26 protein-coding genes are annotated in these 22,197 nt (G+C 71.3%); 11 read left to right on the top strand and 15 right to left on the bottom strand.

What is annotated here, in order from left to right; all coding sequences use genetic code 11:
* Positions 1–137: 137 nt before the first annotated feature.
* Both F4553_RS11410 and F4553_RS11405 read right to left on the bottom strand, forming a co-directional pair.
* Positions 138–869, bottom strand: a complete 732-nt coding sequence (locus F4553_RS11410; RefSeq protein ID WP_184835250.1) for an ABC transporter permease — start codon at positions 867–869, stop codon at positions 138–140.
* Entirely contained in the window at positions 866–1,783 is a 918-nt protein-coding gene (locus F4553_RS11405; RefSeq protein ID WP_184835248.1) for an ABC transporter ATP-binding protein, read from the bottom strand. Before F4553_RS11405 ends, F4553_RS11410 begins: the two co-directional genes overlap by 4 nt.
* Positions 1,784–1,914: 131 nt before the next feature.
* Here F4553_RS11405 and F4553_RS11400 point away from each other — a divergent pair, with 131 nt between their 5' ends.
* From F4553_RS11400 to fes, 5 genes are all read left to right on the top strand, one after another.
* Positions 1,915–3,855 (top strand): sensor histidine kinase, encoded by a 1,941-nt coding sequence (locus F4553_RS11400; RefSeq protein ID WP_184835246.1) that lies wholly within the window; start codon positions 1,915–1,917, stop codon positions 3,853–3,855.
* A complete protein-coding gene (locus tag F4553_RS11395; RefSeq protein ID WP_184835244.1) occupies positions 3,819–4,472 on the top strand; it encodes a response regulator transcription factor in 654 nt (217 codons plus the stop codon). Before F4553_RS11400 ends, F4553_RS11395 begins: the two co-directional genes overlap by 37 nt.
* Before the next feature lie 146 nt (positions 4,473–4,618).
* Entirely contained in the window at positions 4,619–4,933 is a 315-nt protein-coding gene (locus F4553_RS11390) for a hypothetical protein (RefSeq protein ID WP_184835242.1), read from the top strand.
* Positions 4,930–5,736: a class I SAM-dependent methyltransferase gene (locus tag F4553_RS11385; RefSeq protein WP_184835240.1), complete on the top strand. Its 807-nt coding sequence runs from the start codon at positions 4,930–4,932 to the stop codon at positions 5,734–5,736. The genes F4553_RS11390 and F4553_RS11385 overlap by 4 nt, the downstream gene beginning before the upstream one ends.
* Positions 5,737–5,841: 105 nt before the next feature.
* Entirely contained in the window at positions 5,842–6,978 is a 1,137-nt protein-coding gene (gene fes / locus F4553_RS11380) for an enterochelin esterase (protein ID WP_184835238.1), read from the top strand.
* A 111-nt stretch (positions 6,979–7,089) separates the two neighbouring features.
* Here the strand turns inward: fes and F4553_RS11375 are convergent, their stop codons facing one another.
* The 3 genes from F4553_RS11375 to F4553_RS11365 form a co-directional block, all read right to left on the bottom strand.
* Entirely contained in the window at positions 7,090–7,446 is a 357-nt protein-coding gene (locus F4553_RS11375; protein ID WP_184835236.1) for an Imm51 family immunity protein, read from the bottom strand.
* Positions 7,447–7,457: 11 nt separating this feature from the next.
* Positions 7,458–8,657, bottom strand: a complete 1,200-nt coding sequence (locus F4553_RS11370; RefSeq protein ID WP_184835234.1) for a HEPN-associated N-terminal domain-containing protein — start codon at positions 8,655–8,657, stop codon at positions 7,458–7,460.
* Positions 8,658–8,801: 144 nt separating this feature from the next.
* Positions 8,802–10,013: a peptidoglycan DD-metalloendopeptidase family protein gene (locus tag F4553_RS11365; RefSeq protein ID WP_246466284.1), complete on the bottom strand. Its 1,212-nt coding sequence runs from the start codon at positions 10,011–10,013 to the stop codon at positions 8,802–8,804.
* Between the two features lie 132 nt (positions 10,014–10,145).
* Between F4553_RS11365 and F4553_RS11360 the strand changes: the two genes are divergently transcribed.
* Positions 10,146–10,976: a helix-turn-helix domain-containing protein gene (locus F4553_RS11360; protein ID WP_184835232.1), complete on the top strand. Its 831-nt coding sequence runs from the start codon at positions 10,146–10,148 to the stop codon at positions 10,974–10,976.
* A 10-nt stretch (positions 10,977–10,986) separates the two neighbouring features.
* On the opposite strand, the gene F4553_RS11355 is transcribed toward F4553_RS11360, so the two are convergent.
* A complete protein-coding gene (locus tag F4553_RS11355) occupies positions 10,987–12,249 on the bottom strand; it encodes an FAD-dependent oxidoreductase (protein WP_184835230.1) in 1,263 nt (420 codons plus the stop codon).
* Positions 12,250–12,312: 63 nt separating this feature from the next.
* On the opposite strand from F4553_RS11355, the gene ypfJ reads away from it, so the two are divergent.
* From ypfJ to F4553_RS11340, 3 genes are read left to right on the top strand one after another with little or no spacing between them, the layout of a single operon-like run.
* Positions 12,313–13,221 (top strand): KPN_02809 family neutral zinc metallopeptidase, encoded by a 909-nt coding sequence (gene ypfJ / locus F4553_RS11350; protein WP_184835228.1) that lies wholly within the window; start codon positions 12,313–12,315, stop codon positions 13,219–13,221.
* A 54-nt stretch (positions 13,222–13,275) separates the two neighbouring features.
* Positions 13,276–13,833 (top strand): riboflavin biosynthesis intermediates N-glycosidase, encoded by a 558-nt coding sequence (gene ybiA / locus F4553_RS11345; RefSeq protein ID WP_184835226.1) that lies wholly within the window; start codon positions 13,276–13,278, stop codon positions 13,831–13,833.
* Complete coding sequence (locus F4553_RS11340; RefSeq protein WP_184835224.1) at positions 13,830–14,282, top strand: NUDIX domain-containing protein; 453 nt, start codon at positions 13,830–13,832, stop codon at positions 14,280–14,282. The genes ybiA and F4553_RS11340 overlap by 4 nt, the downstream gene beginning before the upstream one ends.
* Here F4553_RS11340 and F4553_RS11335 read toward each other — a convergent pair.
* The 8 genes from F4553_RS11335 to F4553_RS11300 all read right to left on the bottom strand — a co-directional run bounded on the left by F4553_RS11335 (position 14,279) and on the right by F4553_RS11300 (position 20,950).
* Positions 14,279–14,950 carry a class I SAM-dependent methyltransferase gene (locus tag F4553_RS11335; protein ID WP_184835222.1) on the bottom strand — a complete coding sequence of 224 codons (672 nt, stop codon included), beginning with the start codon at positions 14,948–14,950 and terminating at the stop codon, positions 14,279–14,281. The two genes, F4553_RS11340 and F4553_RS11335, sit on opposite strands and share 4 nt — an antisense overlap.
* Before the next feature lie 395 nt (positions 14,951–15,345).
* The gene (locus F4553_RS11330; protein ID WP_184835220.1) at positions 15,346–15,729 is read right to left on the bottom strand and encodes a hypothetical protein; all 384 of its coding nucleotides are present in this window, start codon (positions 15,727–15,729) and stop codon (positions 15,346–15,348) included.
* Positions 15,730–15,810: 81 nt separating this feature from the next.
* Positions 15,811–16,656, bottom strand: a complete 846-nt coding sequence (locus F4553_RS11325; protein WP_184835218.1) for a hypothetical protein — start codon at positions 16,654–16,656, stop codon at positions 15,811–15,813.
* 1 nt (position 16,657) lies between these two features.
* On the bottom strand, positions 16,658–17,152 hold the full coding sequence (locus F4553_RS11320) for a SigE family RNA polymerase sigma factor (protein ID WP_184835216.1): 495 nt from the start codon (positions 17,150–17,152) through the stop codon (positions 16,658–16,660).
* 74 nt (positions 17,153–17,226) lie between these two features.
* Positions 17,227–18,225 carry a cation diffusion facilitator family transporter gene (locus F4553_RS11315; RefSeq protein ID WP_184835214.1) on the bottom strand — a complete coding sequence of 333 codons (999 nt, stop codon included), beginning with the start codon at positions 18,223–18,225 and terminating at the stop codon, positions 17,227–17,229.
* A 52-nt stretch (positions 18,226–18,277) separates the two neighbouring features.
* On the bottom strand, positions 18,278–18,610 hold the full coding sequence (locus tag F4553_RS11310; RefSeq protein WP_376776259.1) for an ArsR/SmtB family transcription factor: 333 nt from the start codon (positions 18,608–18,610) through the stop codon (positions 18,278–18,280).
* A gap of 55 nt (positions 18,611–18,665) precedes the next feature.
* A complete protein-coding gene (locus F4553_RS11305) occupies positions 18,666–19,670 on the bottom strand; it encodes a beta-ketoacyl-[acyl-carrier-protein] synthase family protein (RefSeq protein WP_184835210.1) in 1,005 nt (334 codons plus the stop codon).
* A 101-nt stretch (positions 19,671–19,771) separates the two neighbouring features.
* Entirely contained in the window at positions 19,772–20,950 is a 1,179-nt protein-coding gene (locus F4553_RS11300; protein ID WP_312875162.1) for a helix-turn-helix domain-containing protein, read from the bottom strand.
* Between the two features lie 252 nt (positions 20,951–21,202).
* Here F4553_RS11300 and F4553_RS41825 point away from each other — a divergent pair, with 252 nt between their 5' ends.
* A complete protein-coding gene (locus F4553_RS41825; protein ID WP_312875161.1) occupies positions 21,203–21,562 on the top strand; it encodes a hypothetical protein in 360 nt (119 codons plus the stop codon).
* Between the two features lie 71 nt (positions 21,563–21,633).
* Complete coding sequence (locus F4553_RS11290) at positions 21,634–21,801, top strand: hypothetical protein (protein ID WP_184835204.1); 168 nt, start codon at positions 21,634–21,636, stop codon at positions 21,799–21,801.
* Positions 21,802–21,862: 61 nt separating this feature from the next.
* Here the strand turns inward: F4553_RS11290 and F4553_RS11285 are convergent, their stop codons facing one another.
* Entirely contained in the window at positions 21,863–22,177 is a 315-nt protein-coding gene (locus F4553_RS11285) for a hypothetical protein (protein WP_184835202.1), read from the bottom strand.
* Positions 22,178–22,197: the final 20 nt, after the last annotated feature.

The raw sequence follows: 22,197 nt of genomic DNA, 5'->3' as shown, positions 1-22,197 counted from the left end.
ATCTGACGGACAGCCGGGACCGGTGCCGCCGGAACCGCGCCGACCCCAAGGTCGCCGCAACTTTTCAAGAGTTGGTCCTAATGGGTTTTTAGGACCAACTCTTGAAAAGTTGCGGCGACCTTGGCTGTCCCGGGCGATCAGGACCAGCGAAAATAGCGGATCGCGGCGAGCCAGGCGAGCACGGTGTATCCGATCAGGACACCGAGGTGCAGCAGCTGCGGCCAGTGGCCCGCGGTGGTGTCCTGGAGGGCCTGCACTCCGGCGCCGAGCGGGGTGAAGTCGCCGATGCGGCGCAGCGCCTCCGGCATCGCCTCCCGGGGCACCCAGAGCCCGGCGAAGAAGAGCATCGGGAAGAAGACCGTCGTGCCGAGGGCCTGCGCCACCTTGCTGGTGCTCGCGCTCGCCATCAGCAGCCCGAGCCCGAAGAGCGCCGCGACCGCGAGCAGGTAGGCGAGGGCGAACCCGACCGGGTTGCCGGGCAGTGGCACGCCGAAGGCGACCCGGCCGATGCCGAGGATCAGCGCGGTCCCCACGAGCAGCATGCTCAGGTGCACGAGGCCCTGCGCGGCGAGCAGGTCCCGGGGCCGGGCCGGGGTGGTGGAGAGGCGGCGCAGGATGCCCCGCTCCCGGTACGCGGCGAGCTGGACCGGCAGGGTGCTCGTCGCGATCATGGCGATCGCCATCGCCAGCATGATCGGCACGTAGAGCTGGATCACCGAGCGTCCGCCCAGTTCCGGCGCCTCGACGCGGAAACCGGGGATGCTGCCGAGGACGACGAGGATCAGCGGGCTGAGCAGGATTCCGAAGATCACCGCGGCGATGTCGCGGAAGTAGAGCTTGAGCTCCATCCGGAGCAGCTGGACGTTCATGCCGGGTCTCCTGTCGGTGCGGTGCCGGTGATGGCGATGAAGGCGTCGTCGAGGGTGGCCTGCTCGACCTTGAGTCCGATGGGGATGAGGTGCTGGCGGCTGAGCTCCACGATCGCCTCCGGCAGCGCCTCGGCGGTCCCGGCGACGACCAGATCGCCGTCGGTGTCGACGACGGAGGAGACCGCCGGCAGCGCGCGGAGCGCGTCGAGGTCGGCCGGGCTCTTGGTGCGGAAGCGCAGCACCTGGCCGGTGGCGATTCGCGCGGTCAGCCCGTCGGGGGTGTCCAGCGCCGCGACCCGCCCGTCGTGGATGACGGCGATCCGGTCGCAGAGCCGTTCGGCCTCGTCCATGAAGTGGGTGACGAGCAAGATCGTCACACCCCGGTCGCGTACGCCGGAGATGAGCTGCCAGGTTTCGCGGCGGGCCTGCGGGTCGAGCCCCGTGGTCAGCTCGTCGAGGATCGCGATCTTCGGATTGCCGACCAGGGCCAGCGCGATCGAGAGCCGCTGCTTCTGCCCGCCGGAGAGCTTGGCATAGGCGGTGTCCCGCGACGCGGTGAGACCGAGCTCGTCCATGAGCTGCTCCGGCCGGGCCGGGTCGGGGTAGAACGAGGCGAACAGCCCCAGCGCCTCCCGCACGGTGATCCGGTCCTGCAGCGCCGACTCCTGTAGCTGCACCCCGACCTGCCGGCGCAGCTGGACGCCGTGCCGCTGCGGATCGAGACCGAGCACGGCGACGGTGCCGCCGTCGGGGACCCGCAGGCCGCTGATGCACTCGACCGTGGTGGTCTTGCCGACGCCGTTGCGCCCGATGATGCCGAAGATCTCGCCCGCCTCGACGGTGAAGCTGACGTCCGCCACCACGGTGCGGTCGGCGTACCGCTTCGTGAGGTTATTGACTTCGATGACTGCCATGCCGACGACTCTAGGAATCCGGTGCGAGGCGGCGGAATGCCCGCAACTCCCCGGTCGGGGTAGAGCTAGCACCACCCCGGTGTGGGGATGGGGGGAGTGCGGCCGGGCCGCCCACCGGCGAGACTGTGCGCATGACGGGACGATGGACGGCGCTGGTCAGGGGAGTGCAGCTCTACGGAGTGGCGCTGCTCGGGCTGGTCGGCTTCGTGTTCACGATCGCGTCCTTCATCCCCGGCTTCGGGTTCGGCCTGGTGTTCTCGCTGCCGCTGCCGATCCTCGCCAGCCGTCGCCTCGCCCGGCTGGCGAGACTGCTCACCCACCGGTGGACCGGGGTGGCGATCGGGGACCCCTACCTGCCGGAGCCGCCCGAACCGGTGCGGCAGCCCGACGGGTGGTACCGCCACCAGCGGCAGCTCTATCGCAAACCGTGGATGCCGCGGCTGATGCTCCGGCTGGAGTGGGTGCTGGGCGACAACGCGACGTGGCGGGACCTCGGCTGGATGCTGCTGGCGCCGTTCACCGGCGGGCTGATCGGGCTGCTTCCGGCGTTCGCGCTGGTCGGCGGTGTGTCGCTGCCGTGGTGGGGGCCTGGTGGCGTACCCACCTGGTTGCTCGTGGCCCTTGGGCTTGGTGCGGCGGGGCTGGGCGTCGCCGTCGCGCCGTGGACGCTCGCGGCCTGCGCGCGGTTCAACCGGCGGATGCTCGGCGGCGCCCTGCTCCGCTCCGATGTGGACGATCCGAGCGAGCGGCGGCACCCGATCCGGGCCTGGTTCGGCCGGACCCTGCTGCCGGCCTTCCGGCTGACGCTGCTGTTCCTCACCAGCATGCTCGCGATCCCGGTCTTCGTCGTGACGATCCTGGGGCTGCTCGGCGGGTTCGGGCTGGGGATCTATTTCCTGGTGCCGGCGGTGCTGGAGGACTTCCGCTGGCTCGCCGACATGCGCCGGTCGATGGCCCGGTGGACCGGCGGACGGATCGCCAGCCCCTACCGGATCCTGCCGCCACTACAGCGGCGCATCGATGACGGGCTCTATCAGGTGGAGGGGCGGCTCTACGAGTCGCAGCGCTGGGCGGCGTTCAACCAGCGTTCCAGCTGGCTGCTGAAGGACCCGGCGACCTGGCGCGAGGTGCTGTGGCGCGGCGTGGACCCGATCGTCGGCGGCCTGATCGCGTTCGTGCCCGCCGCCGGCATCATCTACGGCATCTGGGGCCTCGCGCTGCCCCGGGTCACCCAGACGCTCTTCGGCGTTCCCGAAGCCGACTGGTACGGCCACGTCGCCGGCTACGCCTGGCCCGCGATCCCGGCCGGGCTCCTCCTCGCCGTGGGCACCGCGAAGCTCGCACCCCCGCTGCTGCGCCTGCATGGCCGGTGGACCCGGCTGCTGCTCGGGCCGACGAACGAGGCGGCGCTGACCCAGCGGGTCGAGCAGCTCACCCAGACCCGGGCCGAGGCCTCGCAGGCGCAGGCGAGCGAGCTGCGACGGATCGAACGCGATCTGCACGACGGCGCGCAGGCCCGGCTCGTCGCGGTCGGAATGAGCCTCGCCACGATCGAGAAGCTGATGGAGACCGACCCGCAGGCGGCGCGGGAGCTGCTCGCCCGGACCCGCGAATCCGCCGCCACCGCCCTACGCGAGCTGCGAGAACTGGTCCGCGGCATCCATCCGCCGGTGCTCGCCGAGCGCGGGCTCGGCGACGCCGTCCGGGCGCTCGCGCTCGACAGCCCGCTCTCGGTCACCGTGACCGTGCGGCTGCCGCAGCGGTTGCCGGAACCGATCGAGGCGGCCGCCTACTTCGCGGTCGCCGAGGCGCTCGGCAACGCCGCCCGGCACGCCGAGGCTCGGACCGCCGCGGTGGTGCTCGCACACGAAGACGACCTGCTGCGGATCACCGTCCGCGATGACGGCCGGGGCGGCGCCGACCCGACCCGGGGCAGCGGGCTGCGCGGGCTCGCCCGGCGACTGGGTATCTTCGACGGAACAGTGGACGTGGCGAGCCCGCCGGGCGGCCCCACCGTGCTGACGATGGAGATCCCATGCGCGTCGTCCTCGCCGAGGACCTCTTCCTCCTGAGGGAGGGCCTGACGCAGCTCCTGCGCGCGCACGGGTTCGAGGTGGTCGCCGCCGTCGAGTCCGGCCCCGAGCTCGCCGCCGCCCTCGCCGAGCACCGGCCCGACGTGGCGATCGTCGACGTGCGGCTGCCGCCGACCTTCACCGACGAGGGGCTGCGCGCGGCCCTCGCCGCCCGTCGCGCGGCACCCGGCCTGCCCGTTCTGGTGCTCTCGCAGCACGTGGAGCAGCTCTACGCCCGGGAGCTGCTCGCCGACGGCTCCGGCGGGGTCGGCTATCTGCTCAAGGACCGGGTGCTCAACGCCGACCAGTTCCTCGACGCGGTGCACCGGGTCGCGGCCGGTGGCACCGCGATGGATCCGGACGTCATCGCGAAGCTGCTCTCGACCGGTCCCGCCGACGGGCCCGTCGACCAGCTCACCCCGCGCGAGCGGGAGGTGCTGGGGCTGATGGCCGAGGGCCGGTCCAATGCCGCGATCGCCCAGCGGCTCTTCATGAGCGAGGGCGCCGTGGGCAAGCACACGGCCGGGATCTTCGGCAAGCTCGGGCTCGCGCCGTCGGACGACGACAATCGCCGGGTCCTGGCGGTTCTCGCCTATCTCAACACGGCTCGGACCTGACACCTTTCGGCGTTGAGCACGGATAAGTAAGACCTTGACCGCTGGTCGGCCCGTTCTCCCATTGGCAGGGTGAACCGCCCCTCGGTCGGCGCACCCCGTTGTCCCGCAACGATTTCGCCGACGAACGGGATCTGATCATGACTGTGATGTCGCCCCTGTTTTCCCTGATGGACATCGCCTGGTGCCGGCTCTGCGACACGCAGCTCGTGCCGGACTTCGAGGCCGGAATGCGGGTCTACCGCTGCCCGCTGCCCTGCGAGCGCCGCAGCCCGGTCGACGCCGAGGTCTTCGAGTCGATCGTCCGTGACGTGCTCAACGGGCACGCGCCGCACCTGTTCCGCCGCCGCGATCACGGCGAGCCGCACCCCGCCGCACTGCTGGCGCGGGTCTCCGTGGGCGCCGCGATCCGCCAGGCCGAGCTGCGGCTGCAGTGGCGCGTCAGCCGGGTGGTCTTCGCATGAGCGCCAACACCGGCGCCCTTCGCGCGGGCCCGAGCACCGGTCGGGCCACCGTGATCGGGGATGTCTTCGGGCAGGTCGTCGCGGTCTGCCATGCCCGAGGGGGCCTGCCGGGACACGCCTTCGAGGTGAGCGAACGGGACGACGGCCACCAGAGCTCCATCGACGCCGCTGTCTACTTCGCCGATCTGGCGGCGACCACGCCGGCGCTGCGGACGGTGCTCGCCCACGCCGACGGCCGCGTACTCGACGTCGGTTGCGCGGCGGGCAGCCGGGCGCGCTGGCTGCAGCGGCGCGGGATGGACGTGGTCGGCCTGGAGGAGTCGCCCGGCGCGGCCGCGGTCGCCCGCAACCGGGGCGTCGCGGTGGTCGAGGGCAGCCTGCAGGACCCGCCGGCCGGGCTCGGCCGCTTCGACACGTTTCTGCTGCTCGGTGGAGGGCTGTCCCGGCTGGGCAATCCCGAGCAGGCGCGTCGGATGCTGGCGGCCCTCGCCTGGCACGCCCGGCCCGGCGCCCAGATCCTCGGCGACTGCGCCGAGCCGGTCCCGTCAGGATCGGCGGATCGGGCGCCCGGCCGGGTGCGGGTCCGGCTGCGCGACGGCGCCGTCGTCTCCGAGTGGCACGACCGCTGGCTGCTCACCCCCGATGAGCTGCTGGGAGTCCTCGACGGCACCGGCTGGCGGCTCGCGGACCTGTGGCCCAACGATTCCGGGTACGCCGTGCGCCTGCGCCGCCGTCCGCCCCGGGCCGAGGTCCTCGCGCCGACCGCGCCGGTGCCGGTGGCGATGACGAGGTGGAGGATCTAGGGGATTTTCCCCTTTTGGTGCTTCTCTCACGCGGGATGACATTAAGTAGTGCAATGGCTACTGTCTGAGGCTCGCAACCGTGAGTGCGCCTGGGAGGAACCCCCCATGCTGATCGATCCGGACGACGACCCCCGCTATCGACAGGTCACCCTCGAGTGGCTCGACACCGAACCGGACCGGCCGGCACGGGACGTCTTCGTACGGCTGATCACCCTGGGGGACAAGGCACACTACGACGGTGACCTCGGTCCCTACCTGATGACCGACTGCGGCGACGGGCAGTGGCGGCTCACCCTGCGGCTGCGGGCCGACTTCCGGTCGGCCTACCAGTTCTGCCCCTCCCGCGACGGTCTGCTGCGCGGCCACCGGTTCGACGACGACGGATGGCATGGGCTGATCGCCGCCGGGGTCGCCGACGCCACCAACCCGGCCTCCTTCGGCGCGGTCTTCGGCAACCCCGGCCCGAGCTCCGTCCTGGAGCTGCCCGACGCACCGCCGCAGTCCTGGTGGCAGCCGCGTCCCGGCTCGGCCCACGGCGTCGTCACCGAGCACCTGCACACCGGGCAGATCTTCGGCTCCACCCGCAAGATCTGGGTATACACCCCGCCCGGCTACGACCCGGCGGGCGTGCCGCTGCCGCTGATCGTCCTGCTCGACGGCGACGACTGGATCACCGTCGGTGCCGCGCCCACAGTGGACAATCTGATCGCCGAGGGGCGCATCCCGCCGTCGGTGATCCTGATGGTCGACGCGATCGACAGCGCCACCCGGCAGGTCGAGCTCACCGATCACGCCACGTTCCTGCGCTTCCTCGTCGAGGAGCTGCTGCCGTGGGGTCACGCCGAGCTGAACCTCACCCGCGATCCGGCCAGGACCGTTCTCGCCGGTCAGAGCTTCGGCGGGCTGATGGCCGCCTACGCCGGACTGCACGCGTCGGACCGGTTCGGGCTCATCCTCAGCCAGAGCGGCTCCTTCTGGTGGCCCGGCGGATCCGAGTTCGACGTCGAGGCGGGTGCGCTGATCCGCGACTACGCACGGTCGGAGCGGACGACGGCGCGCTTCTATCTGGAGACCGGCTACATCGAGTGGCTCCTGCGCGACCTGAACCGCCACTTCCGCGACGTCCTGGTGGCGAAGGGTTATGACGTGACCTATGCGGAGTACAACGGCGGCCACGATTACGCCTGCTGGCGCGGTGGTCTGGCGGACGGCCTGATCGCGCTGCTCCCCCCTGAATTTTAATGCTGGACACGCCGCGAATCCTGCAACAAAAATCAGGATCAACTCGGGCGCCCGAGTTGATCCTGACTTTTGTTGCGCTTGCTACGGCGTGTCCAGCATTAAAATTCAGGGTCAGTCGAACGCCGCCGGGTCGCCGGCGGCGATCAGCTCGGCCAGGAACTCCGGCTCGCCCAGCGCCCTGCGCAGCAGCAGGCCCAGCTCGCGCAGCGCCTCGGGATCCGTGCCGTAGGCGACGAACATCCCCGCCTCCGGGTCGAAGCCCATCCGGCCGTCGAGGTGCGGCGCGTGCACCTCGATCGCGGTCTTGGCCACGCCGGCCCAGCTGTAGCCGCCGCCCTCGAAGCCCGCGGCCTCGAAGGCCTCCGTCGACGCGATCATCGAGGAATCGGTCAGGAGCAGGGAGAAGTGGCCGGGCTTGTGGTCATACTCGAACAGCTTCAGCGGGTCGAGGCCGGTGGTGTCAGTCATGAGGAGCGACCCTACAGCTCGATCGCGTGCGGGACGACCTTGACGACGCGCCCGGTGCCGGGCATGTAGCTGAGGTAGGTCGACTCGTTCTCCCGGCCCGGATCGGCACAGCCGGTGGCGTCGCAGAAGATGACGCAGGACATGCCGTCGGTCTGCGCGCTGCGGAAGAGGATGCCGTCGATCTGCTCGGTCGAGATCCAGCGGAGGTATTCGGTGACGACCTGGGTGGGAACGTACTCGATGTGCTCGCGGCCGTCGAGGACCACGGGTTTGCGCAGGTCCTCGGCGAAGGCGTGCAGGAAGCGCAGGTCGTAGTAGTTGGCGCGGGGCACGCTGTCGAACAGGCTCGGTACCTCGGGCAGGGCGGCGAGGTTGAGCAGCGTGAGGGGCCGGACGGTCTCGAAGGCGCCGACGGCGGCGTACCTCTTGGTGCTGTGCGCGCCGATCTCGGCGACGGCGGTCTCCACGTCGTCGCTGCCGTAGAACATGGAGATCCCGGCGGGGCTCATCCGGTTGGCCGACGCTGTCTCGGCCGGCGGCGACCCGAGCGCCGCCGCGGAGTAGGCGGGCGGCCGCGTGCTGTCGATGAGCCGGCCGCGCCAGAAGACCCGCCCGGCGGGCACCGGGAGCAGCACCCCGGTCGTGGCGATGATGTCGACGAACTTCGTCAGGAACTCCGTGGCGGTGAAGCTGTCCGGCTTGTAGGACGGCTCCTGCGGGATCGACATGAAGACGAAGCGGGCCTCGTGCTTGACCTTGCGGCAGAACTCGGTCCAGCCCAGGCGCATCGCCTGGTCCGGGCGGAGCTGCTGGAAGCGGCGGTGGGTCCAGTCCTCCCAGCCCACGGCCTCCATGATCGCTTCGAGCACGTCGTCGTTGACGGCGTTGCCGCAGACGTCCTCGATCACGTCCTCGGAGTCGAAGATCGGCGCGCCGACCCAGTCGCCGTGGTTGCGGGGCACACCCTCGTTGCCGGCGTGGTTGTAGACGAAGTAGACACCGGCCATGACGACTCGCATGAAGGCGTTGAAGTCGGCGGCGATCGGCGGCTCGTGCGCGGCGGCGGTCCGGCCGCAGAAGGAGCAGCTCCGCTCGGTGATCAGCCGGCTCGTCTCCCGGATCAGGCCCCTGTCTCTCAAGCACTCCAGGCAGACGGAGCGGTTGCTCGTCACGCCGAAGCCGCGCGTGCCAATTTCATCGATGTTCGTCACGTCCGGTCCCACGCACGTATCCAAGCACAGCCCGATCCGGACCGGCCACGGGTCCGCGCCTCCGCACGTGCGCAGCTGTCATGGGACCAACTCTTGAAGAGTTGGTCCCATGAACGCGGTCGGGCGCGCGATGCGGAACGGTCGCTAGCAGTTCGGACCGATCGTGCCCACGCCGGTGTAGATCAGGGCATCGCTGATCCACGTGCCGTCGGAGAGCTTGTCCCAGGTGGTGGTCGTACCCCAGCGGCCGCCGACCGAGGTGCCCGCGCGCCAGCAGGAGATCGTCACCGTGGTGCCGTCGGCGACGGAGCCGACGATTCCGTAGCCCGTGCCGGGGCCGGACCGCTTGTTGATCGTGCCGCTGCCCCAGGCGTCGATGATGCCCTGGTTGAGGCCGAGCGCGCCGTAGTTGTAGAGGCCGGTGCCGACATTCGCCTGCGTGCTGCCGTGCAGGGCGTACCCGCCGTATGCCGCACCCGCCCAGAAGACCCACTTGCCCGCGGAGCGCCAGTGCCACGCGACCCGGGTGGTGCCGGACAGGATGCCCCAGTGCACGTGCGGGCCGGAGGCCGAGCCGCCGGCGCAGAGGTTCACGCCGATGTTGCCGAGGGCGTCGCCCTCGTTGACGCTGGCACCGAGCCCGGTGAGGTTCCACAGGTGGTAGTAGTCGGTGGTGTAGCCGCTGGCGTGGTAGACGCGGCGCCAGCCGCCGGCGGTGCCGCCGTTGGAGCTGTCCGCGCACATCGTGTAGACGCTGCCCGCTCCGGCCGCCCGGACGATGCCGTCACCGCCGCTGAGGTCGACCGAGCTGAAGGGGCTCTCCGAGCCGCCCCAGCCGTGCGGGCCGCCGCCCATGGTCCAGGTCGCGCCGACGGCGTAGGGCAGCCGCAGCCCGGTGTTGTTGGAGAGCGCCAGCAGGCCCGACCGGCCGGCCCGCCAGGCGGACTCGAAGGTGCTCCGCTCCTGCGCGCTGAAGACGGTGGCGGGTGCCTTCGCGGCGAGGTCCAGGAACTCCTGGGTGCTCTCCAGCGCCACCGACCAGCCTGTCTGCTGCCGTTGCGCCAGGAAGAGCCAGGCGGCGGGGTATTCGCCCGGCTTGGCGGGCGCCTGGAGCATGCCGACCCCGAACGCCCACGCGCCGGTGGCGTCGGTGCGCTGGACGTCGGTACGCAGGGTCCGCCCGGCGGCGGCGATCTCGGTGGTGGACCTGCCGACGCGTGCCACGACGGCGTCGGCGACGATCTGCTCCAGCGAGCGTGCGGTGGGTGCGGGCTCGGCGACCGCCGACGCGGGCAGCATCGAGATCGTCACCGCCAGCAGGGCGATGCCCAGCATGGCCTGTCTGGTTCGAAGCATGTTTCCTCCGGTGGGGTGTGTGCGGGGGAATCCGCCTTCCAGCAGGCTTCCCGATCCCCGACCGCCCGGCCGGGGCCGCCGAACAAACGCCGAACACTTGCCGACCGACATATCATTGATAGTGTTGAATGTATGAGCGAGGGGCGAGAGGCCGCGGTGGCACTCGGTGCCGAGCTGCGGCGGCTGCGCCGCGAGCGCGGGCTCTCCCAGCGTGCCTTCACCCGGCTGCTCGGGCTCAGCGCGCACAGCAACATCGCCGATTACGAGGCGGGGCGGCGCATCCCGCCCCGCGACATCCTGCGCGAGTGCGAGACGCTGCTCGCCGACAGCGACGGGCGCCTCGGCGATCTGCACAGTCGTGCGCTCGTCGAACGCGCGGCACCGGCTCCGCCGACCTCGACGGAGCCGCCGGAGACCGGGATTCGCGGCCACGGCCGGACCCGCGGGGTGCTGCTCGTCGTCGCGACCGGGCTGCTCATCGCGCTCACCGGCGGATCCGTCGAGCGCGGCATCGCCGATCCGGGCCGCGCCGGAGCACCGGCACCGTCCACCTGGGACGGCAACGACCCGAAGGCGGCCGGCTGTGTCGGCGACGCGGTCACGATCGCCAGCGCGCCGGTGGTCACGGCCGCGGCGGCCGTCCTGGGCGCGGCCCACGTCCCGGCCGGTACGCAGGTAGGCCTGGTCAGCCTGCGCTACTCCCCGAGCTGCCGGGCCGCGTGGCCGAGGTTCGAACCGCTGCTCGCCCCCATCACGGATCAGCCGATCGCGGTGACGGTGACCTCACACCGCCCGGCCGACGGCATGCGCTCGGTCTTCGAGTTCCCGAGACTGGAGCAGACCTACGGCGACCTGCTGCTCACCGGCCCCGGCTGCGTCGAGGCGATCGCCACGGTCGCCTTCGGCAGGGTCATCCGAGCCACCGGAACGACGGCCTGCCGTTCGTCGGGCGGACACTCCTAGGACCGACTCTTCAAGAGTTGGTCCTTTGCCCGGCCTCGACCGGGCGATGCTCGCGGCGAACCTCAAGAGCAGCGAGGCGGAGCAGCCCGCGCACGCCGATCACCCGGGCCACGTTGACCGGGGTGAAGTAGCCGGTCACGCTGCCCGCGAACGCCCCCAGGAACCGGTCGATCTCGCCCTGCCGCCCGCCGAGCGACCGCAGCAGCGCCCGTTCGATCCCGCGCGGTGCGAACCCGGCCAGCCCCATCGTGAAGTCGAACATCGGCCGGATCGCCCGGTCCCGCCGCCGCTGGTGCCCGGCGAGCGCCCGATCGAGCGACCCGCCGTCCAGCCCGGCCGCGACGGCGTCGCTGAGCAGTTCGGCGTCGCGGAACGCGTTGGTGATCCCCTGCGCGGAGATCGAGTCCATCACGACACCGGCGTCCCCGACGAGCGCCCACCCCGGCCCGTGCGAGCGCCGGAAGGTGTTCGGCTGGTCGGGCGTGGTGCGCAGCCGCTCGGCACGCACGGCTCCGCGAACTCGTTCGCCGAGGTCACCGCAGCCGTCCAGGGTCGCGAGGTAGTGCCGGTCGAGGTCGCCCCGCGCCGCCTCGAACTCCGCGATCGGCGCCGAGACGTAGACCATCGTCAGCTCGTCGCTGGTCGGGAAGGCGGCGACCGCCCGCCCGGGCCGCTGGTAGACCTCCCCGGTCTCCATCGGCAGCCCGGACCAGTAGCCGTAGCTGGCGAACGCCCGCACCGGCCGTTCCCGGTAGCGCCGCGCGCCGACCGCCTCGGCGACGAACGACCGCTTCCCGTCGGCCCCGATCACCAGCGTCGCGGTCTCGGTCATCGCCGCGCCGCCCCGGTCCCACCCGCGCACGCCGGTCACCCGCCCGCCCGACCAGACCAGGTCGGCGACGCGGAAGCGGTCCCGGACCTCCGCTCCCGCGCTGCGGGCCGCGTCGATCAGCAGGGCATCCAGGTGGGTACGCCGAGGGCTGTACAACGCGTCCACGCCCTGGTAGGCCGGGAACGATCCCGCCAGCACGACGTCACCGGAGTCGAAGCGCACGTGCCGGGTGGGCGGCGCGCCGGTCTGGCGTACCCGATCAAGCAGCCCCCACCGATGCAGGAGCGCGACCCCAGGGACCTGGATCTGGTGCGACGAGACCGTGTCGCTGGGGAAGGCGACCCGGTCGACCGCGAGCACCCGCAGCCCCCGCCGGGCCAGCAGCATCGCGGTGGCCGCCCCGGCGACCCTGGTACCCACGACGATCACGTCCCACGCCATCGATCCCTCCTCCCGGTCGAGCCCCCTGATTGCGGGACGCGCTCAATGGGTAATTCGGTTGGCATGACACTGAACGAGAACGCGGAGATCGATACCAGTCAGGTCACGGACCAGCGTGGCTCCGGTGGCGGCCTCGGCGGCCTCGGTGGCGGCAAATTCCCGATCCCGGTGGGCGGAGGCCTGATCGGGACGTTGATCGTCATCGGGCTCACCCTGGCGGGCACGTTCCTCGGCCCGAAGCTGATGGACGGCGACAGCGGTGCGGGTGATGTCGACCAGACCTGTGCGACATCCAATCCCAACCGATTGGACAACGCGGAGTGCCGTAACGCGCTCTACATCAACTCGATCCAGGCGTACTGGCGCAAGGCGGCGCCGGAGACCTTCGGCAAGCAGTACAAGACCGTCGACACGGTCTTCTTCAGCAACGCCGTGAACACCGGCTGCGGCCAGGCCGACAGCGGTGTCGGTCCGTTCTACTGCCCGCCGGACGAGCAGGTCTACATCGACCTGACCTTCTACGACGAGCTGGCGACGAGGTTCGGCGCGAAGGGCCAGTTCGCCCAGCCCTACGTCCTGGCCCACGAGTACGGCCACCACATGCAGAACCTGCTCGGCACCGCCGCCGACGTGCAGCGGCAGTCCGAGCGCGATCCGAGCTCGGCGAACGCCCTCTCGGTCCGCATGGAGCTGCAGGCGGACTGCTTCGCCGGGGTGTGGGCCAAGCACGCCACCGAGACGAAGGACGCCAAGGGCAACGCGATCTTCAAGTCGCTGACCCAGGCCGACATGGACCAGGCGATCGAGGCGGCCGGTGCGATCGGCGACGACAAGATCCAGGAGCAGAGCGGCGGCCGGGTCGACGAGTCGAAGTTCACCCACGGTACGGCCGAGCAGCGCAAGAGCTGGCTGACCAAGGGTTACACCACCGGTGACGGTAAGGCCTGCGACACCTTCAGCGGCGGCATCTGACCCGCGGCGGTATATGCACAGGCGAATGTCGGACGTCCCGGGCAGAATGCAGCAATGCATCCCCGGGACGTCTCCGAACTCGTCAAGCTCGCCGCGACCGGCGCTCGGCTGAAATACCTGCCGTTCTGGGGCCACCAGCCGCAGGCCGACGGCAGCGTGGGCGCCGGTTGCCTGAGCCAGTGGTGGCCGTCGCCGTTCACCGTCGACGGCCGCACCTTCGCCACCGCCGAGCACTACATGATGTGGCGCAAGGCGGAGCTCTTCGGCGATCACGAGGTCGCCGACCGGGTCTTCACCGTGGACCATCCCCAGGAGGCGAAGCAGCTCGGCCGTGAGGTGCGCGGCTTCGTCCAGGCCACCTGGGAGGCACAGCGCTCGGCGATCGTCGTCGAGGGCAGCATCAGGAAGTTCGCCGCCGACGAGGCGCTGCGGGCATACCTGCTCGGGACGGGGGAGCGGATCCTGGTCGAGGCGAGCCCGCTGGACCGGATCTGGGGCATCGGGATCGGTGCCACCCACCCGGCGGTCGGCGATCCGGCGCGGTGGCGCGGTCTCAACCTGCTCGGGTTCGCCCTGATGGACGCCCGGGCCGCCCTGCGCGAGGGACGATGACCCAGCTCGCGGCGGTCGATGTCTTCCTGATCCTGCGCGCCGCCGACGGCCGGGTGCTCTTCGGCCGCCGCGCCGCCCACCTCTACGCGGGCGGCCAGTGGAACCTGCCGGCCGGCAAGGTCGAGCGTGACGAGGATGTCGTCTCCGCCGTGTGCCGGGAGGCGCTGGAGGAGGTCGGCGTGACGCTCACCCCGGCCGACCTGCGCGCGGTCGGTGTTGTGCACACCCGGGGCAGCGACGTGCCGAGGGTCGGCTTCGCGTTCGCCGCCGACTACGACCCGGCCCGCCACGGGGTGGCCCACAATGCCGAGCCGACCAAGTGCGACGGCGTGACCTGGGCAGACCCGGTCGCGCCGCCGCAGCCGCTGGAGACTTACAACACCGCCGTGCTGGGCCTGCTCACCACGGGCACCGCCCCGGTGGCCCTGCACGCCTGGGAGACCGACTAGCGGCGCACGGCGTGCAGCACGGCGTCGCTGATCGTGACCGGCTGCCCGTCGGGGTCCACGGTCTCGCGGGAGCGGGAGTCGGCGGCGACGACCTTCCACTCGTCCTGGTCGAGCCGCACCGCTGCATCCTCGGCGGTGAACATCAGCTCCGGCAGCCGCGGCCGACCCATCGACGTCTCCAGGTCCGACGGGTGGTGGCCGACGATGAGCAGCGTCCCGCCGGGGCGTACGGCTGCGGCGAGCTGCCGGTGCAGCTTCGCGAGCTCCGCCTGGGGCAGGTGGATGAACTGGGCCGAGACCAGGTCGTACTGTTCCTCGCCCGGCTCCCAGGTGAGGAGGTCGGTGCGCTGCCAGGTGATCCGGTCCGCGGTCTCGGTGCCCGCCTCGACGGCCTGCCGAGCGGCTCGCTCCAGCGCGACCGCCGACACGTCGAACGCCGTGACCTGCCACCCGGCGGCGGCGAGCCAGATGGCGTCGGCGCCCTCGCCGCAGCCGACATCGAGCGCGGTGCCCGGCGTGAGGCCGGTGACGGTGGTGACGAGGTGCGGGTTGGGGTTGCCGCTCCAGATCCGGTCGGCGCTGCGGTAACGCTCGTCCCAGAACTCCTGTGTGTAGACGATCTGCTCGTCGTGAGCGTGCTGTCCGTGGTGTCCGTGCTGATGGGTCATGGTGACCACCTCCACGACCACCATGCACCGGCAGCGGCGTTACCCGCAAACCTTCTTGCCATTCCGGCAAGTTTTCTCCCGCCGCGTGGTCGCGGCACGATCAAGAGCTCGGCGAGTAGGCGCCCGGGCCTGGTCGGGGGCAGAGGTGGCACCGCGTCCCGCGCTGCTCGGGGTCGCGTCGGCGCGGTGATCGCGCTCGTTCCGGGAAACTGCCCCTACCGACACGCAAGATCGTGCTTCCCGGAAACAAGCCCCTCGAAGCGGGCCCGTAGGGCTTGTTTCCGGGAAAAAACGCGATCTTGCGCGATACCGAGGGGCCCGCCAGCGGTCCCCTCGCAAAGACGTCAGGGGTCGGCCCCTGGACGGGCCGACCCCTGACGTGGTCGATGGGGATGTTACCGAGCGGACCGAACCTCGTCCCGATCGAGGTCCGGGTCGCGGACATCAGCGGTCCGCTGGCTCTCCAGGCTGGACTCGGCCAGCTCGTTCTTTCGCTGCAGCTCCCGCATCTCGGCCCGCTGCGCGGCGAGCTCCCGGCGGGTGGCCGACCGGCGCCGAGCGCTGCGTCCCATCCCGCTGAAGAGCATCAGCAGCCCGATGAGTCCGACCACACCGGCGCCGGTGCCGATGAGGAAGACCTCCCCGATCGTGAGCTGGGCGGAGTATCCGAAGAGTTCCAGGGTTCCGGCGGACGCGGCGAATGCATCCTGGTTGGCCACGATCGCCGCGATGGACAGGCCGGCGGCGCCGAGCAGTAGAAGTAGACCGAGAATGATCATTTTATGCCTCCGGGGCCCGCCGGGGGCGGGCGGTTCATGGGTCCTGTGTGGCATGGATACCCATGAACCGCCGGCGGCAAACTACGAGATGATCTTGTCGGCGATCGTCGCGGCGACGGCGAGGGCCTGCGCCGAGGTGAGCGGCGGTTCGGCCGCGTAGACCGACGACGTGTCGACGCCCCAGTCGGCGCTGACGACCAGCGTCAGGCGCAGCCCGGAATCCAGGCGGACGGCGGCGCTGAACATCACCATGGGGTGGTTCTCGAAGGTCTCCCGCTGCTCGACGAGCGTGAACGGCAGCCCGCCCGGTGTGGTGCCCGCCGTGCAGGGAAGGCGGCCCTCGCAGATCATCGGCGGATCGCAGGGCACCACCTCGGCGAAGCTGGACTGCGGCGGCTGGGTCGAGCCGGGGCTGCGGCACAACGCGGAGGAGATGTTGACCTGCAGGCTGCCCTTGCCGCTGCCACGGGCCACCCCGGACGAGGCCTGGATCCAGTTTTCGCCGCCGCTCTCCTCGACGGTGAAGACCGGCTGTCGCCCATCGGGCCCCATCGGCTCGCCGAGATAGTCCGGCTCGAAGATCCAGCCGACACCGGATGCCTGCGCCCGCATGGCCCGGTCCAGCTCGGCGCCGAGCCGGTCGGCGGTCGCCTGCCGCTGGTCCCGGGTGCCGAGCTGCAGCGCGAACCCGTCGGTGGGCACGACCCGCGACGGCGTCGCGGCCGGCTGCGGATCAACCCCATCCGGGTGTACGCCCACCAGCGCGCTCCCCAGCGCCAGCGCCCCGGCGAGGGCCAGCGCACCGGCACCGCCGCCGAGGATCCGGCGGACGCGGCGTGCCCGGCGCTGCCGTCGGACGATCGCGTGGACATCGAGGGCGGGTGCCGGCACGGTACCGATGACCTCGTCGAAGAGTCGCTGCGTCATCTCATGCCCCCTGCTCGGTCGCGGCGATGCGGAGGGTCTGCAGACCGCGCGCGGATTGGCTCTTCACGGTGCCGGTCGAGATGCCGAGGATCTCGGCGGTCTCCTCGACCGAGTGATCGAGGTAGTAGCGCAGCACGACCACGGCCCGCTGCCGTGGCCCGAGCGAGGCGAGCAGCTGATCGAGGCTGTCGCGATCGCTGATGTCATCGGTGGGCGGCAGCTCCGTCTCCGGTAGTCGGGCCTGGCTGTTCTCCCGCCGCCGCCACGGTCGGCGCTGCTCGTCGAGCCAGGACCGGGTGAGGATGCGCTGGGCGTAGGCGTCGGGGTTGTCGGCCTGGGAGACCCGCTTCCAGTGCCGATAGATCTTTCCGATGGTGACCGCGACCAGGTCGTCGGCGGTATGCCAGTCGCGGCTGAGCAGATAGGCGGTCCGGCGCCACCGGTCCATCCGAACCGCGACGTAGGCATGGAACTCGTCCTCATCGGACCTCGTCACGCTCGCCTCCCCATGCAGTGTGGTTGTCCATTCCACCGCACGACGCAGGGTTCTGACGTCGAGGTTGCACGCAGTCAGTGCCGGTGCGGGCTGCTCCGGTGGACGGGTCCGTGCGGGTCGGCGCAGTGGCCGCTCAGGGCGTCGCGGGACGAGATCTGGTGCAGGTCGTCGTCGGCGTGATCGACCTGCAGGGTGGCGTGGTTGAGGTGGTGGCCGGTGCTGAGCAGGGTCTGCAGGTCGACCCGCACGGCGTGGCAGTCGGCGCCGGGTTCGACGAGCACGTGTGCGGAGAGCGCGGGCTGGTTGGAGGTGATGACCCAGATGTGCAGGTCGTGGACCTCCACGACGTGCGGCTGGGAGAGCAGCTCGTCGGCGATCGCGTCGGGGTCGATCCCGGCGGGTGCGGCCTCCAGCAGGATCCGGCCGGAGTCGCGCAGCAGTCCGATGCCGGCCGTGACCATGAGCGCGACGACGATGAGCGAGGCGATCGCGTCGGCCCGGGCGAAGCCGGTGAAGAGCATGACCGCACCGGCGACCGCGGTGGCGATGAAGGCGTAGAGGTCGTTGAGGATGTGCTGGAAGGCGCCCTCGACGTTGAGGCTGCTCCGGTTGGCCCGGCTCAGCGCCCAGGCGGCGCCGATGTTGACGACGATCCCGGCGAGCGCGGTGGCGAGCACCAGGCCGCCGGCGACCTCGGGCGGAGCGAAGAGCCGGGTGATCGCCTCGTAGGCGAGCCAGCCGCCGAGCAGCAGCAGGCTCAGCCCGTTGGCCTGGGCGGAGAGGATCTCGGCCCGCTTGAGCCCATAGGTGTAGGTGCCGCGGGCGGGCCGCGCGGCGAGCCGGATCGCGATCAGGGCCAGGATGATCGAGACGGCGTCGGTGAGCATGTGCGCGGCGTCGGAGATGAGGGCCAGCGACTGCGCGATGACGCCGACGGTGACCTCGACGGCCATGAAGCCGAGGATCAGGGCCAGCGCGATCGTCAGCCAGCGCCGGTCGGCGTCGGGGTTGACGCCGTGCGCGTGCGCCCCACCGCCGTGGTCGTGGTCGTGCTCGCTGTGCTTCTCGCTCATGCCGGGATCCCTCCGCCGGTGCGGATTCCATCGTCGCAGCCGAATGCGTCCATCAACAGTCCACCTCGTCGGCAGGGCAGACTGCCGGATCGACGGCGAGCACCACGCCGAGCAGGTCGCCGATGGCGTGGGAGAGCCGGGCGTCGGCGAGCTCGTAGCGGGAGCGGCGGCCCTCGGGGACGGCGACGACGAGGCCGCATCCGCGCAGGCAGGCGAGGTGGTTGGAGAGGTTCTGCCGGGTCACCCCGAGCAGGTCGGCGAGGTCGGCCGGGTAGGCGGGCCCCTCACGCAGCGCCAGCAGCAGCCGAGCCCGGGTCGGGTCGGAGAGGGCGTGCCCGAAGCGGGCGAGCACCTGCCCGTGCGTGGCGGCGGCGGTGCCGGTCATGGTCTCCATGGGGGCAACGGTACATCATTTGCTGAATTCATAGGGCGATGAATGATTATCGGGCTCGGGAGCCGAGCACCACGAATGCGCTCGTGCCCGCGGCTCCCAGCGCGTTGACCTGGGCGATTCTGACGGTGCGCTCGGATGGCGTACCCAGAACGAGGTTGATCTTCGTGGCGGTGACCGGCGGCGGCCCGGCGGCGGGCGGGACCCAACCCGACTGCAGCGAGTGCAGTGCGACCGCGACACTGTGCAGCGGCGCGCCGCCCGGCGTCTGGTCGAGCGCGCCCGCGATCGTGGTGACGAGCGGGCCCGGCTGGTTCTCCGCGAAGACCCTGGCCAGGCCGGAGGCCTCGTGGCGGAAGTCGAGCGAGGTGGTGGGGCTGTCCGCGACGACCAGGTCGACCTCGGCCGGATCGACCCCGGCGCGCAGGTGGGCGACGGAGATCGTGCTCGCGATCGCGGCCGGATCGAACGCCGTCGGCACGTCGGCCGAGAGGCCGACCCCGAGCACGTGGCCGAGCACGTGCCGCCCCAGTGACCGGGCGGCTGCGCGGGTCGTCAGCACCACGACCGCGCCGCCGGGACCGAGGATCGGCGGAAGGTGGCCGCCGGTCGTGGACCGGGCCGCGCCGGCCGGAGTGTCGCAGCCGATGACGACGACCGCGTCCGCCTGGCCGAGCTGGAGCAGCTCGCAGGCGAGGGCGATGCTCCCGCCGGTGGCGGCCCTCTCGGCGGTGATGGTGACCGCCGTGCGGATCTGGGGGAGTGCGTCGTGGACGGCGGTGGCGAAGCGGGCCTCGGCCGCGTGGACCTCCTCGCCCGCCTCGTCCTCGATGAGGTCCCGCAGGCCGCAGCTCGCGATCACCATGACGCGGTCGGAGGAGAGGTCGAGGCCGGCCCGGTCGGCGGCGACCCGGACGCACCTGGTGAGCCAGAGTCCCGGCAGCGCGGGCGGCGCGGAGCTGCGGGAGGGTCGGCCCTCGAAGATCGCGGCTATCGTCGCCTGGCCGTCGCCGGCCCAGGTGGACTGCTCGCACGCCGTGATCACGATGCTCATCGGCAGCACCTCTCGGCTCGGCCCCGGGTTTGCCAGATGCCCCGACCTTACCGACTTCTGTGCCTATTTGCCGTAGATGTCTCATATTGGTGACAGGAGTCCTACAGGATGCCGGCCAGGCGGGCGAGCCGGCGGATCTCGGCCGGTACGGGCTGGTGCTGCAGCAGCAGGTGGAGCGTACGCGTGACGGTCGCGTTGTCGGTGATCTCGTCGGCGCAGAGCTGCTCCACGCGGTCGAGCGCCATCGCCGCAGCCGCCGCATCGTGCCGCCGCGCATAGACGTAGGCGAGCATCACGTAGTAGGCGGCCTGAAGCGTCGGCGGGTAGCCGTCGCTGAACTCGGCCTCCGCCGCGAGCACCGGGATCTCCTGGAGCTGACCCAGGTTGATCGCCGTGCTCATCCGGGTGAGGTGCAGGTCGGACGGTCCGAACCAGACGTTGTGGTGCGCGTCGTCAAAGGCGGCCCGCGCTGCGGCGTCGGCCGCCGCCGCGAGCAGCCGCCGGGTGTTCTCGATGTCGTTGCGGCGGGCCGCGGCCTTCGCGGCGATGCTCTGCAGCGAACCCCAGAGCAGCAGCTCCGGCCGGTCGGCGGGCGGCCGGTCGCCGATCGACGCGGCGACCGTCTGGGCGAGCCGCAGCGCTCGGGCGTAATCACCGGTCTGCAGCAGGGCCATGGCGAGGTTGCGGGCCGCGGCGGCCCGGCGCAGCGGCGCGTCGCGTTCGGCGAGGGCCACGGCTCGGTCGGCGACGAGCAGCGCGAGGCCGGGCTCGCTGCCGCCGACCATCGACCGGGCCAGGTGGTATGCGTCGATGAGGGAGGCCGCGAGCGCCTCGTCACCGGTCCGGTCCTGCCACGCCGAACGCAGCTCCGCCAGCCGGATCGGCAGCTCCTGCCGAAGGGTGGTGCTGCGGCGGCTGCAGAACCGCCACTGGTGCCAGAGATCGTCGACCCCGATCGTCGCCACGGATCCCGCCTGCGGCGGCTCCACGGCCGCCGTCCGCAGCTCGTCCCACGGGTCCTCGGTGCCGAGCTGGATCGGGGTCCGCTGCCGTGGCGGAAAACCGTCGAGCAGCTCGGCCGGGTCGCGCAGCCGCAGCACCTCCGCCAGCCGGACGACAGCCTGCACGCTGTCGAGCGGCCGCGCGCCGGTCTCGATCAGGCGCAGCCACTCCTCGCTGCGGCCGATGAGCTCGGCGAGGGTGCGGCGGGACATTCCACGTTGGATTCTTCGAAGGGCAAGGCGGCGGCCGGGAGTCAGGTGTGGTGTGTCAGCTGACACGCATACCTCCGGCCCGGAACATGGTCACTGTCCGTAAGCGCATCTCGATCTATCGTAGGCATCACAACGGTACCCCTGCGTCACTCTTCCGGGGGTTGTGCTCGGGGACCTTGAATGTTGGGGTACGGAAACCACGTTCATGGGCCACCACGCGAGTAGGCGCGCAGTGATCAGCATTACCTACGGTGAACTCACCTCGCGTAATGCGAGTCGGGAGGTGGCCGGTGCACAACGTTGTGATCACTGGAATCGGTGTCCTGCTGGCGGGCTGCGACACCGCTGCTGTCCTCTGGGGACAGTTGTGTTCGGGGTCGTCGCAGCTCACTCTGCAGCCGAACCCGGCGCAGCCCGGCGAGCCGCTCCCGATGGGCCGGATCGGCGAATTCGACGCCCGCAAATATCTCGGGGGGTTCCCGGAGAGGGGCACGAAACGTGCCGCTCCTGTCGACGAAGCCCGTCTACGGCCACACCCTCGGTGCAGCGAGCGCGCTCGACGTCGCGGCGACCGCGCTCGCGGTGCAGCGCGGCGAGGTCTTCGACACGCTCAACGTGGACCGTGCGCTCGCCCCGCCCGACCTGGCCTTCGGACCGGTGCCGGGCGGCACGGCCTAGGCCGGTGCCTCGATCTCCTTCAGGCTGGGCGGGCACAACACCGCACTCCTGCTGCGCCGGGCGGAGGCGGCATGAGCACCACCCGCCGGCATTTCCAGCGCGGCGCGGCGCAGGCTTTCGCGCGTTTCGGCGCGGGTCCGCCTGCGCGCTTCGTCGCGGCCGGCCTGCGCGCGTGTCACGCTTTGCAGCAAAGCGTGGCCTCACACGCGAAAATGGCCACGCGTTGCTGCAAAACGTGACAGGCCACGGCTGGGCGCACCGTCCTGGATGGACAGGAGACGGTGCGCCCGTGCCGGTCGATCAGTGCCAGCGGTGGCAGCCGCCGAGCAGCCCGTCGAGCAGGCCGCAGTCGTCCCGGCCGCCGAGCAGGCTGTCGAGCAGGTCGCCGAGGATGCCGTCGTTGTCGTGCCAGCCGTTGCCGCCCCCGAACAGGCCGCCGTTGCCGCCCCCGAGCAGGCCGCCGTTGCCGCCGAGAAGCGACTCGGTCTGAGCGGTGCCGTGGCGGTCGGGTGACGGTGCCGCCTGTGCGGCCGGGGCCAGCATGGCCATGGCGGCGAGCGAGACGGCCGTGACGGCCACACCCTGCCCGATCCTGCGGAGCAACCTTGCCTTCATGTTCTGACTCCTCGCTGTCC

The sequence above is a fragment of the Allocatelliglobosispora scoriae genome (genome assembly GCF_014204945.1).
GTDB lineage: Bacteria > Actinomycetota > Actinomycetes > Mycobacteriales > Micromonosporaceae > Allocatelliglobosispora > Allocatelliglobosispora scoriae.
The sequence above is the reverse complement of the archived record's forward strand: the minus strand, read 5'-3'. Positions and strand labels throughout refer to the sequence as shown.

Excerpts from the sequence above, each read along its gene's own strand:
- F4553_RS11285 (WP_184835202.1), bottom strand. The coding sequence starts at position 22,177 with ATGAAGGCAAGGTTGCTCCGCAGGATCGGGCAGGGTGTGGCCGTCACG.
- F4553_RS11305 (WP_184835210.1), bottom strand. The coding sequence starts at position 19,670 with ATGAGCATCGTGATCACGGCGTGCGAGCAGTCCACCTGGGCCGGCGAC.
- F4553_RS11335 (WP_184835222.1), bottom strand. The coding sequence starts at position 14,950 with ATGACCCATCAGCACGGACACCACGGACAGCACGCTCACGACGAGCAG.
- ybiA (WP_184835226.1), top strand. The coding sequence starts at position 13,276 with ATGCATCCCCGGGACGTCTCCGAACTCGTCAAGCTCGCCGCGACCGGC.
- F4553_RS11330 (WP_184835220.1), bottom strand. The coding sequence starts at position 15,729 with ATGATCATTCTCGGTCTACTTCTACTGCTCGGCGCCGCCGGCCTGTCC.
- F4553_RS11360 (WP_184835232.1), top strand. The coding sequence starts at position 10,146 with ATGAGCGAGGGGCGAGAGGCCGCGGTGGCACTCGGTGCCGAGCTGCGG.
- F4553_RS11325 (WP_184835218.1), bottom strand. The coding sequence starts at position 16,656 with ATGACGCAGCGACTCTTCGACGAGGTCATCGGTACCGTGCCGGCACCC.
- F4553_RS11340 (WP_184835224.1), top strand. The coding sequence starts at position 13,830 with ATGACCCAGCTCGCGGCGGTCGATGTCTTCCTGATCCTGCGCGCCGCC.
- F4553_RS11375 (WP_184835236.1), bottom strand. The coding sequence starts at position 7,446 with ATGACTGACACCACCGGCCTCGACCCGCTGAAGCTGTTCGAGTATGAC.
- F4553_RS11290 (WP_184835204.1), top strand. The coding sequence starts at position 21,634 with ATGAGCACCACCCGCCGGCATTTCCAGCGCGGCGCGGCGCAGGCTTTC.
- F4553_RS11390 (WP_184835242.1), top strand. The coding sequence starts at position 4,619 with ATGTCGCCCCTGTTTTCCCTGATGGACATCGCCTGGTGCCGGCTCTGC.
- F4553_RS11395 (WP_184835244.1), top strand. The coding sequence starts at position 3,819 with ATGCGCGTCGTCCTCGCCGAGGACCTCTTCCTCCTGAGGGAGGGCCTG.
- F4553_RS11355 (WP_184835230.1), bottom strand. The coding sequence starts at position 12,249 with ATGGCGTGGGACGTGATCGTCGTGGGTACCAGGGTCGCCGGGGCGGCC.
- F4553_RS11410 (WP_184835250.1), bottom strand. The coding sequence starts at position 869 with ATGAACGTCCAGCTGCTCCGGATGGAGCTCAAGCTCTACTTCCGCGAC.
- F4553_RS11405 (WP_184835248.1), bottom strand. The coding sequence starts at position 1,783 with ATGGCAGTCATCGAAGTCAATAACCTCACGAAGCGGTACGCCGACCGC.
- F4553_RS11315 (WP_184835214.1), bottom strand. The coding sequence starts at position 18,225 with ATGAGCGAGAAGCACAGCGAGCACGACCACGACCACGGCGGTGGGGCG.
- F4553_RS11365 (WP_246466284.1), bottom strand. The coding sequence starts at position 10,013 with ATGCTTCGAACCAGACAGGCCATGCTGGGCATCGCCCTGCTGGCGGTG.
- ypfJ (WP_184835228.1), top strand. The coding sequence starts at position 12,313 with ATGACACTGAACGAGAACGCGGAGATCGATACCAGTCAGGTCACGGAC.
- F4553_RS11310 (WP_376776259.1), bottom strand. The coding sequence starts at position 18,610 with ATGACCGGCACCGCCGCCGCCACGCACGGGCAGGTGCTCGCCCGCTTC.
- F4553_RS11385 (WP_184835240.1), top strand. The coding sequence starts at position 4,930 with ATGAGCGCCAACACCGGCGCCCTTCGCGCGGGCCCGAGCACCGGTCGG.
- F4553_RS11400 (WP_184835246.1), top strand. The coding sequence starts at position 1,915 with ATGACGGGACGATGGACGGCGCTGGTCAGGGGAGTGCAGCTCTACGGA.
- fes (WP_184835238.1), top strand. The coding sequence starts at position 5,842 with ATGCTGATCGATCCGGACGACGACCCCCGCTATCGACAGGTCACCCTC.